The following is a 10,906-nucleotide window of genomic DNA, read 5'->3' on the forward strand; positions in this document are numbered from 1 at the left end:
AAAAAGGGTTTCCGGATTTCTCCGAAAACCCTGCCGGTGGAGCTGAGGAGATTCGAACTCCTGACCCTCTCCATGCCATGGAGATGCGCTACCAGCTGCGCCACAGCCCCGTATTCAATTATCGGTTCGTTTGAAACCTCGTCTACCTTACGACAGAAATCCCGATTCGGCAAATATGGCGTGTCGCGTGCGGCGTCATGTTCAGCGCTCGCGTTCCCACTCCTGCGTGTCGGCTATGGCGGGGCCATGATTGTAGTCCATCAGACGCCAGCGCACGGTGCCATCTGCGAAGTCCATCGGCACCAGGCGAACCCAGTGCGCATTGCGCATCGACAGCATGCTTGCGAACGTCGGATCGACCTGCTCAAGCCCCAGCAAAGTCTGCAGCGTCTGCGAAATCCACGCGCCGTGCGAGAACATATACAAGTCCGTGTCGCCTCCCCCGCGCGAGGCCCAGTCCAGCAACGCTTCGACACCGCGACGCCCCACCGCCGCCTTGGGTTCCGCGCCGTACTTCATCTCGCCGCCCTTGTGTTCGGCCCACAGCCGGTAATCTTCGGGGTAGCGCTCCTGCAAATCGCTGACGGCGCACCCGTCCCAATCACCGAAACTGCGCTCACGCACGCGCTCGTCGGGTTGTACGGCGACATCAACGCCGGTCTCGCCAAGCACATCAGCGAAGGCCTGAGCCGTGGCGCGCGCACGCACCAGATCGGAGCAGACGATGAGCCTGTTGCTCACCTGCGGTCGCTGATCCACATACAGCTCCTTCAGCGCGACCGCCGTCTGACACGCCTGCCAGCGCCCCACGGCATCGAGGGGGATATCGACCTGCCCTTGCAAACGATGCGCCGCATTGTAGGCGGTGCGGCCATGACGTACCAGAATAATGGAACGGACGTGTTCAGCCATAATTTCCCGGCCTTTCTAAGCGCTTTGGGGGTGTTCGAGTTTCAGGTCGACCTGCGGGCAGTCGCGCCACAGCCGTTCGAGGCCATAGAACTCGCGTGATTCGACGTGCATGACATGAATTACGTAATCACCGTAGTCGAGCAACACCCACTGCCCCTCGGTCAGGCCCTCGCGTTCGCGCGGCTGACGTTTGGAGCATTTCGTATACAGGTCGCGCTCGATTTCCTCGGCCACTGCGAGCACCTGCCGCTCGTTGGAGGCGGTGGCGATCATCATGATGTCCGTGATGCCGAGCGGTCCGGTCACATCGAAAGCGACGATATCGGTGGCTTTCACTCGGTCGGCCGCCGCCGCGGCGATGCGAATGTCGTCAATGGATGATTGCAGTGCTGGCATATTGTCCTTTCAGCGTTCCCAAGCCGGCTTCCAGTTTTCGACGGTGTGTTGCGTGTTCTCCGAATACACCATGGCGTCGTCGGGCACCTCGTGGCGCACCACGGAGCCCGCGCCGGTGGTCACATTGTCCCCCACCTCGACGGGCGCAACGAACATGTTGCCCGCACCCACATGCACGCCCGAACCGATCTTGGTGCGGTTCTTGTGCACGCCGTCGTAGTTGGCGGTGATGCAACCGCCGCCGATATTGGTGTGGTCGCCCACTTCGGCATCACCCACATAGCTTAGGTGCGGCACTTTGGTGCCGTTGCCGATATGCGCTTTCTTCATTTCCACGAACGCACCCGCCTTTGATTCCTCGCCGAACTCGTTGCCCGGGCGCAGATACGTCCACGGGCCGATGTTCGCGGCGCGGCCGATGTGGGATTCCTGCACGCGCGAGCGCTCCACAACCGCCTGTGCGTCCACGGTGGCGTCGATCAGCGTGGTGTAGGGCCCCACGACGGCTTCCTCGCCGATCACCGTATGCCCCTGAAGGAAGCAACCGGGCAGGATGGTGGCGTCGCGGGCGATTTCGACCTCGTCCTCAATCCATGTGGTCGCCGGGTCGAGAATCGTCACTCCGTCGCGCATCCAGCGCTCGCACACGCGCAGGTTGTGCGCCTTGGCCAGTTCGGCCAGCTGCACGCGGTCGTTCACGCCTTCGACGCTCAACGGGTCAGGCGCGGCGAAAGCGCCCACGGCACCGTTCTCTTTAGCCGTCTCCAACGCGTCGGTCAGATAAAACTCACCTTGGGCATTGTCCGCCTTCAGCCCTGCAATCGCCTTGGTGAGCACGGCGGCATCGAACACATACACGGAGGTGTTCACCTCGCGCACGGCCAGCTCGCTGCTGTTGGCGTCTTTCTGTTCCACAATGCGCAACACATTGCCGTCGCGATCCCGAATGATGCGGCCGTAGCCGGTCGGGTCGTCGAGCACGGTGGTCAGCACCGTGGCACCGTTGCCGCTGCGCTCATGGAAATCAAGCAACATACCAAGCGTGTCGGAGTCAAGCAATGGCATGTCGGAGGCCGCAATCAGCACCGATCCGGTGAGTTCGCCGGCGGCTCCAAGCTGGTTCATGGCACATTGCACGGCACGGCCTGTGCCCGGCTTGTCATCCTGCTCGACAATGGCGGCGTCTTCGCTATAGGAACGTGCGGCCGCGGCCACACGTTCGGCTTGATAACGCACCACCACGGCGAGCGTATCGGGGTCGAGCGCCGCAACGGAATCCATCACGCGGTTAAGAAAGGTCTTGCCCGCGAAGGTGTGCAACACCTTCGGTTTGGCCGAACGCATGCGGGTGCCTTCACCCGCGGCGAGAATGATTGCTGCGGACAATGCCATGTTCTCGTAACTCCCGTCTGTATCGCGGCGTGTCGGGACACGCCCGGAAAACAAACAGCCATCCGTTCAGCGGGACTGTCGGATGGCCGTAGGTTCGCTCCCCCACCTGGACTCGAACCAAGACAAAGGGTTCCAAAGACCCGTGTGCTGCCATTACACCATGGGGGAATCGGCGGGCCGTGACCCACCAAGTATTCATTTATACCACAGACACAACCTATAGGCGAGTCTTTAGGCAAATAGGAAGCCCTGACCGTGGTGCTCCGGGTAGGTGTCGAACAGTTCCGCCACGGAACCGTCCTCGAACACCGCGCGGATGGCACCGGCCAGCAGCGGCGCGATGGAAAGCACCGTGAGCTCGTCCCAGCGCTTGTCGTCGGGAATCGGCACGGTGTCGGTGAGTACGACCTCTCGCGCGCCGCAGCCCTTGAGCCGTTCGACGGCGGGGCCTGAGAGCACGCCATGCGTGGCCACCACGGTGACCGACTTGGCTCCCGCCTCCTGCAACACCCGGCATGCGCCAACGATGGTGCCGGCCGTGTCGATCAAATCGTCGACGAGCACGCAGTCTTTGCCCGCCACCTCGCCGACCACGCGGTTGGCGACGGCCTGGTTGGGTCGGGTGATGTCACGCGTCTTGTGCACGAAGGCGAGCGGGCCTCCGCCAAGACGCTGCGCCCACTGCTCGGCCACGCGAATGCGCCCCGCATCCGGCGAGACGACGGCGACGTTGTCAAGCTGACCTTGGAAACGATCGCGGATGTAATCGACGAGCACCGGCATGGCAATCAGATGATCGACCGGACCGTCGAAGAAGCCTTGCGACTGGGAGGCGTGCAGATCGACGGACATGATGCGGTCGGCACCGGCGGTTTTCAGCAGATCGAAAATCAGACGGCAGGAGATGGGTTCGCGCCCACGATGTTTCTTGTCCTGACGCGAATATCCCACCAACGGGCACACGGCGGTGATGGAACGCGCGGAGGCGCGCTTCAACGCATCGATCATGATGAGCTGCTCCATAATCGCCTTGTTGATGGGCATGTAATGGCTTTGCAGCACGAACACGTCGGCACCGCGCACGGATTCGGTGTAGCGCACGTACATCTCGCCGTTGGCGAAGTCATATGCGGTGGTTTCCAGCACCTCGATACCGAGCTGATCCGCCACTTCCTCAGCGAGTTTCGGATGAATCCTTCCCGTGACGAGAATGAGGTTCTTGTCGGGTTTCCCTTCGAGGATTGCGCTCACCGTATCTCCCAAATGTTGATGTGGCCATTGGTGACAAGCCCAGTGTAACGGCCCGCGCCGACCGGTGCACAGGTGCGGGTGCTCCCTTGCCATCCTGAGCGCAGTGTGCACCGTTCCTCGTCATCCTGAGCGCAGTGACAGCGGAGCCGAAGAGTCCGCGCATTCGGGAAGGGTGGGAATGTCAGGCAGGGGCGGTTTTTAGTGGTGGCTGCAAACACTTATGCGGTGGACATTCAGGCTTGCGATTCAAGAAGCTCGCCTTCGCTCGCCATGAAGTCGACCATGTTCATATGGCGCACTCCCTCACGCTCTTGCAGAAGCGGGTCAAGTGTGAAAAGGAACCTTGGGTAACCGTCGCGAATGCGGCTGAACGGGCGGTACTCGCGCTCTTCCACGTTGGGATCGGCGATACTCATCGACACTTGGATGTAAGCGTACGCGTTTCGCCTGCGGGCGATGAAGTCGCATTCCAGCTTGCCGATGCGGCCCACAGCGAGCTTGTATTCCCTAGACCTCAGGTACAGATAGAGCGCGTTCTCGAGCGAGGGGCCGTAGCTCGGCCTGACATCGACGTTCCTCGCGAAGTAGATTCCGGGGTCGGCCAGATAGTACTTCTCCTCCCCTCGGAGCGACTTGCGCGACTTCAGGTCGAAGCGCGGGCAGCGGTAAAGGAGCTTCGCGTTCACCAGCAGCTCGATATACGATGCGATGGTCCTGCGTTGAACGGCGATCTTCTCGACATTGTTGAAGTGGTCGACGATGTTGGTCAGGCTCGTGGGCGCCCCGTAGTTGTTGATGACATATGTCATGACGCGTTCGAATGTTTCGAAGTTTCGGATCTTCTTCCTGGCCTTGATGTCCTTGTCAATGATTTGGCTCACGACGTCCTCGATGTAGCGGGCTTTGGCATCCGGGTCGTCGAATTCCAACGAGCGCGGGAAACCGCCGTAGCGCAAGTAGTCCTCGAACTCAAGCCGGGCATCGCGAACTTCCTTGCCCATGAAAGTCTTCATGCCGAGGTACTCGGCGAAGGAGAGGGTGAACATCTCGAACTCGACGTAACGCCCCGTGAGCTTGGTCACGAGTTCGCCGGAGAGCAGGTATGAGTTGGACCCCGTGATGAAGATCGAGAACCCGCCGTCGGTGTTGAAACCGTTTAGGACCTCCTCGAAGCCCTCGACGTTCTGGACCTCGTCGATGAATAGGTACTTGAAGTCGTTGTCTGAAAGACGTGTCTCGATCGCGGCCTCGAGCTGATCGGGAGTCTTGATGGAGCGGCTGCCCCGCTTGTCGAGGTTGAGAAAAACGATATCCTTGTCTTTTACGCCGCGCTCCTTGAGCTCCTCGGCAACGCACTGCATGAGGCACGATTTGCCGCAGCGTCGCACGCCCGTGATGACCTTGATCAGGTCGTCATCGTAAAAGGGCCTGATCTTCTTCAGATACTGCTCTCGGTGGTATAGCTTCAAGCAAATCGCCTCCTTTGCAAAGAATAACAAAAGAGACGATAAACGGCAGTTAAGGAACCAAAATTATAAGTTTTGGGAAAAATTAGTGCATTAAACGCGAGTTTAAACCTACTTCCATCTAATGGCGAAAGCCTCTTCGGTTGGTTCCAGCTTGCCGCACTCTACCCCAGTTTGCCCCACTCCACATAGTTCCTATTTAAGCCGTCCAAGTTTTGGGACGCAGTTCGATCTTGGATGAATTTTATTTTTGATTCGAATACTTGCTTCAATGTGCATGATCCAATGTCGGGAGAAGGGCATCCGAAGTAAACCCCTGACGTCTTTTCCGCACCAGTATTCAATCAACCAGCAAGCACTTTCGTCCGTGCTTACTACCTGTAGCCTCTGCAGCCTCTCCTTGTCTGCCTCCCCGAATTTCCTGTGCAAATCTCGGTATGAAAGTTGCTTTAACAGCCTATCTGTGCTGTCTTTGACTGCGACTGCATAGGCATACAGGGCATCCAGATCGATTGCTTTAGAAAAATCTTCGATTTGACTGCCGGCCAATTCATTGCCCGTGGTGATAATCGGTGCACCGATTTTACTCTGATACGCATTGAATATCTCGCTGTCGTTCTGAATCAGGCTGTGCGCTACAATGTCCTCGATTCTGAAAACATGCCAGATGGAATAAGCGATAGTTTTGCTGTGATACCCCTTTGCGTTCGGAAAGGGCATAGCGTTGAAATCCTCACGGCGCAGCTCATGCTTCATATTAAGCAACTCATCCATAAGAGCCTGCCGCAAGGTCAAAAGGGTCTTGATCCCTTCTGAAAAGGTTGATTCTTTCCTTAGCTGCATCTGAAGGGTTTTATTTAAGTCAGACCATTCCTTATTCATAATTCATCTCCATATTTTTTGAGCAGGTCTTGGAACACTTCTGTCATCATGCGCCGTGTTTCCCGTTGCGAAAATCAGCAGGTTTTTGCGGCGCGGCTGCTTCAACCTCTTTTTATTATGGACATCACGCCGCGCCGTCGCAACGAACTTCCAACTCAAGCCAGTTCCCCATCTGACGCCATGAAATCGACCATGTTCATATGGCGCACTCCCTCACGCTCTTGCAGAAGAGGATCGAGCGTGAAGAGGAACTGCTCTCGGTGGTATAGCTTCAAGCAAATCGCCTCCTTTGCAAAGAATAACAAAAGAGACGATAAACGGCAGTTAAGGAACCAAAATTATAAGTTTTGGGAAAAATTAGTGCATTAAACGCGGGTTTAAACCTACTTCCATCTAATGGCGAAAGCCTCTCTTCAGTTGGTTCCAGTTTGCTGTAGTTTGCTCCAGCCTGTCCCACTCCACATAGTTCCCATCTAAGCCGCCCAAGTTTTGGGGCGCAGTTCATCCATCCTCGCGCTCCCTGCAGTCTTACGAGCTCTTGGCACTAAAGTCGAGACCGTTGCCGATTAAGTCGGTCACGTTCTCGTGGATGATCCCGCTCCTGCGCTGGATCGGGTCGGAGCGCGTGATCACGAACTTGGGGTAATTGTCGCGGATCCGCTCAAGCGGACGGTACTCGCGATCCTCGGCCTTCTCACTGCCCATGATCGTCATGGCCACTTGGACGTAGGAGTAGCCCATGTCGCGGCCGCGCATGATGAAATCGCACTCGAGCTTCCCGATCCGCCCCACGCTTACCTCATAGACCAGGCTCCGGGCGTATCGGTACACGATATTTTCAAGAACGGGTCCGTAGTTGATCCTGTTGTCGGTGTTGAGCGCGTAGTAGAAGCTCAAATCGGCAAGGTAGTACTTCTGCTCGCCTGAAAGCGACTTGCGCGACTTGACGTCAAACCTGGTACACCTGCTGATTATCTTCGCGTCCTCAAGTATCTGCAGGTAGCGGTTGAGCGTCTCGTGGCTCACGCGGACCCCCTGTTTGGATTCGAGGTCGGACTTGATGTTGCTAATCGACATGGTGGCACCGAAGTTGTTTATTACGTAGTCTCGGACGAGGTTGAAGACAGAAGCGTTCTTTATCTTCACGCGCCTTTTGATGTCCTTCTCGAATATCTCTTCGATCACCGACTTGGCGTAGGAGCGCTTGTCTGCTAGGGAGGGGTAGTCGAGGGCCTTCGGAAAGCCACCGGCAAGGATGTAATCGTCAAGCTCGGCTGCTGGGTTCGGATTGATCTTCTGACCTAGGAAGCGCTTCATCTCACAGTACTCGCGGAAGTTGAGCGTCTGCATTTCAAACTCAATGTAGCGCCCCGTGAGCTTGGTCGCCAGCTCGCCGGAGAGTAGGTAGGAGTTGGACCCCGTGATGAAGATCGAGAAGCCGCCCTCGGCGCGGAACTCGTTGATTACCTCCTCGAATCCCTTCACGTTCTGGATCTCGTCGATGAAGAGGTACTTCAGTCCGTCGACCTGAAGCATTGGCTCAATCAGCTTCTCGAGTTGGTCGGGCGTCTTGACGGACCTGAAGCCGTAGCGGTCCAGGTCGAAGAAGGCGATCCTCTCTTCGGAAACCCCGCTTTCCCTAAGTTCCTCCGCAATCGTGCGCATCAGACAGGATTTGCCGCATCTGCGCACGCCCGTGATGATCTTGATCATGCCGTCGTCATGGTAGAACCCGCGTATCTTCTTGAGGTAGTCCTCGCGTTTGAACAAAAGCATGCTGCCTCCCGATTCTCGTCAGAGATAGCATAGCAAATTTGCGCGTTATCGTGGTATCTACGGCAAAAAAGTCTGTAAATACCACGACAACTAAAGAATTTCCTCACTCCCACTCGATGTGAACATCTCTATCATGGATGCCCTGACGTGATTCTTTGTATCAGTGGTTGCGGTTTCGTCTCGTTCGCGCACGTTTTTCTGGCACCCAAAAAGTACCCCGTGCTGAAAGGCCTTCTACAGCAGTTTCTTGCGGATTTTCTTGAGCCAGTTTTTCTTGAAGTATCCATATGTTCCAAAAAAGCGATCGTATGTCTTAGTCGTCTCACCGGCCTCGAACCTCAACGCTGCCAACTCAAGTGTGCAGATGAGGTCGGCAGCCTGCGCGAGGCGGTAATCCTTAGGACTGCCGTCCTTGTACATGACCGCCTCGGTGGAAAGCGCGTATTCCACGGCGTCGTGCAATGCCTTGGTCACGACCTGTTGGCCGTCGTCATAGTAGACCTTCACCTTGTCGAACCCCTGGAGATAGTCGAGGTTGTCGAAGATAAAATTCACGACGTCGCGCTTCATCCTAGCCTCAAGTGCTGCGCCATCGCGAAGTTCGCTCTTCTTGTACGAGAATGTATGATATTTGATGGGCATATGCTGAAGCATGGTGAAAAACGACTGCAGCAGCCGTTTCCTGTCTTGAATGTCCATGCCGGCGTAGTCATCTTTGGAGTACATGAGCGGTGAAGTGTGTAGCGGAATGTTTGGCAGTCTCTTCGCACGCAGGTCGTTCTCATAGATGTCTATGATTTGAAGGATATTGTCGGATTGCTCGTGGAGAACTAGTGTGAGCAAATAATACTTCGACTGCGTCCCGTTCTCGCCGGACTCGTCGACAAACAGGCTCGCTTCGAGCATTCGTTTCTCCTTGCGTGAATATAAAAAATGCCGGGGGACAACCCCCGGCTCCTGATGGCCCTTCCTTACGGAGAGACTAAATGTAGTATCGCACGCGCCATCGTAAAAAGCAAGGACTGGTTTGAGAGGGCCTTATAACCCTAAAAAAGGTGCTCTGCAATATGGCAAGGCACCTCCAATAGGTACTGCATTTTGTAAGGAATCACTCCCACTCGATGGTGGCGGGGGGTTTGGAAGTGCAGTCCAGCACCACGCGGTTGATCTGGCGACATTCGTTGGTGATGCGGGTGGAGATGGCGGCAAGCACATCGTAGGGGACGCGCGACCAGTCGGCGGTCATGGCGTCTTCGGAGGAAACGGGACGCAGAACGATGGGCGAACCGTAGGTGCGCTCGTCACCTTGCACGCCCACGGAATGCACGTCGGCGAGCAGGACGACGGGGCACTGCCAGATGTCGCGGTCGAGGCCGGCCTTGGAAAGTTCCTCGCGAGCGATGGCGTCGGCTTCGCGCAAGAGGTCGAGGCGTTCGCGCGTGATTTCACCGATGATGCGGATGCCTAGACCTGGGCCGGGGAACGGTTGGCGCCATACGATTTCGTCGGGCAGGCCGAGTTCGGTGCCGATGGCGCGCACTTCGTCCTTGAACAGGGTGCGAAGTGGTTCGACGAGCTGGAACTTGATGTCTTCGGGCAGGCCGCCCACGTTATGATGCGACTTGATGTTGGCCGCGCCGTCACCACCGCCGGACTCCACGACGTCCGGGTAGAGGGTGCCTTGCACAAGGAACTTCACTTCCCTACCTTGGGCACCGGCTTCCTCGATGACCTGACGCTGCGCCTTTTCGAAAGTGCGGATGAACTTCTCGCCGATGATCTTGCGCTTCTTCTCCGGCTCGCTCACGCCTTTGAGCGCTTCAAGGAAGTCGGCGGCGGCATCCACGGCGATGAGTTTGATGCCGGTGGCCTTGACGAAATCGTGCTTGACCTGCTCGACTTCGCCCTTGCGCAACAGGCCGTGGTCGACGAACACGCAGGTGAGCTGGTCGCCGATGGCTTTGTGCACCAAGGCCGCGGCCACCGCGGAATCGACGCCGCCAGACAGCCCGCAGATTACTTGGGAGCTGCCCACCTGTTCGCGGATTTTGGCGACTTGGTCTTCGATGATGCTGGAGGCGTCCCAATCGCAGCCAAGACCGGCGCAATCGTGCAGGAACGTCTCGATGAGCTTCTGCCCCAGCGGGGTGTGCTTGACTTCGGGGTGCCATTGCACGCCGTAGAGCTTGCGTGCCGCGTCTTGCATGGCGGCGACGGGCGCGCCTTCAGTGTGGGCGAGCACTTCGAATCCTTCCGGCGCCTTCTTGACGGCGACACCGTGGCTCATCCACGTGCTCTGCTCGTTCGGGGAACCGGCGAGCAACCCGCGCGTATGGTCGATGACGGTGCCGGTTTTGCCGTATTCGCCCAACGCTGCCTTGTCCACGTCACCGCCGAGTTCGTGGGCCATGACCTGGAAGCCATAGCAGATGCCCAACACGGGAACGCCCGTCTCGAACACCTTGGCGTCGATGGTGGGGGCACCCTCCTCGAACACCGAAGCGGGGCCGCCCGACAGAATGATCGCTTTCGGATCTTTGGCCAGCATCTGATCGACGGGCATTGAATGTGGCACCAGCTCCGAATACACGTTCGCTTCACGCACACGGCGGGCAATGAGCTGCGCGTATTGCGCTCCAAAATCGACGACGAGCACGGGACCGTTTGCCATTGACTTAAATCTCCTAGATACCTATATACAAAAGGATGGGCAACTGCTTTGATTATGGCGGCGTTAGCAGACATTGTAATGTGCATTGCGATCCGTCTGCGCACTTCGGCATCGAAGCGATGAGAATCCCAAATAAATGCAACATTTCCTTTCATAAGTA

The 10,906-nt window shown here is 57.2% G+C and carries 9 protein-coding genes and 2 tRNA genes; all 11 read right to left on the reverse strand.

The window, feature by feature from the left end; translation table 11 throughout:
* Nucleotides 1-37 precede the first annotated feature (37 nt).
* Nucleotides 38-110: transfer RNA gene (locus tag G1C94_RS00540), tRNA-Ala, on the reverse strand.
* Between the two features lie 91 nt (nucleotides 111-201).
* On the reverse strand, nucleotides 202-912 hold the full coding sequence (locus G1C94_RS00545) for a histidine phosphatase family protein (RefSeq protein ID WP_172143710.1): 711 nt from the start codon (nucleotides 910-912) through the stop codon (nucleotides 202-204).
* Nucleotides 913-927: 15 nt separating this feature from the next.
* A complete protein-coding gene (gene rsfS, locus G1C94_RS00550; RefSeq protein WP_172143712.1) occupies nucleotides 928-1,308 on the reverse strand; it encodes a ribosome silencing factor in 381 nt (126 codons plus the stop codon).
* A gap of 9 nt (nucleotides 1,309-1,317) precedes the next feature.
* Nucleotides 1,318-2,700, reverse strand: a complete 1,383-nt coding sequence (glmU, locus tag G1C94_RS00555; RefSeq protein ID WP_172143714.1) for a bifunctional UDP-N-acetylglucosamine diphosphorylase/glucosamine-1-phosphate N-acetyltransferase GlmU — start codon at nucleotides 2,698-2,700, stop codon at nucleotides 1,318-1,320.
* A 97-nt stretch (nucleotides 2,701-2,797) separates the two neighbouring features.
* A tRNA-Gln gene (locus tag G1C94_RS00560) sits at nucleotides 2,798-2,868 on the reverse strand.
* A 63-nt stretch (nucleotides 2,869-2,931) separates the two neighbouring features.
* The gene (locus G1C94_RS00565; RefSeq protein ID WP_172143716.1) at nucleotides 2,932-3,951 is read right to left on the reverse strand and encodes a ribose-phosphate diphosphokinase; all 1,020 of its coding nucleotides are present in this window, start codon (nucleotides 3,949-3,951) and stop codon (nucleotides 2,932-2,934) included.
* A 233-nt stretch (nucleotides 3,952-4,184) separates the two neighbouring features.
* Nucleotides 4,185-5,420, reverse strand: a complete 1,236-nt coding sequence (locus tag G1C94_RS00570) for an ATP-binding protein (protein WP_172143718.1) — start codon at nucleotides 5,418-5,420, stop codon at nucleotides 4,185-4,187.
* A gap of 192 nt (nucleotides 5,421-5,612) precedes the next feature.
* Nucleotides 5,613-6,299 carry a phage head-tail adapter protein gene (locus tag G1C94_RS00575; protein ID WP_172143720.1) on the reverse strand — a complete coding sequence of 229 codons (687 nt, stop codon included), beginning with the start codon at nucleotides 6,297-6,299 and terminating at the stop codon, nucleotides 5,613-5,615.
* A 528-nt stretch (nucleotides 6,300-6,827) separates the two neighbouring features.
* Nucleotides 6,828-8,075, reverse strand: a complete 1,248-nt coding sequence (locus tag G1C94_RS00580; protein WP_172143722.1) for an ATP-binding protein — start codon at nucleotides 8,073-8,075, stop codon at nucleotides 6,828-6,830.
* A 234-nt stretch (nucleotides 8,076-8,309) separates the two neighbouring features.
* Complete coding sequence (locus G1C94_RS00585) at nucleotides 8,310-8,981, reverse strand: DUF3800 domain-containing protein (RefSeq protein WP_172143724.1); 672 nt, start codon at nucleotides 8,979-8,981, stop codon at nucleotides 8,310-8,312.
* A gap of 202 nt (nucleotides 8,982-9,183) precedes the next feature.
* Complete coding sequence (gene guaA, locus G1C94_RS00590; RefSeq protein WP_172143726.1) at nucleotides 9,184-10,746, reverse strand: glutamine-hydrolyzing GMP synthase; 1,563 nt, start codon at nucleotides 10,744-10,746, stop codon at nucleotides 9,184-9,186.
* Nucleotides 10,747-10,906: the final 160 nt, after the last annotated feature.

This window comes from Bifidobacterium panos, assembly GCF_012932445.1.
Taxonomy (GTDB): Bacteria; Actinomycetota; Actinomycetes; order Actinomycetales; family Bifidobacteriaceae; genus Bifidobacterium; species Bifidobacterium panos.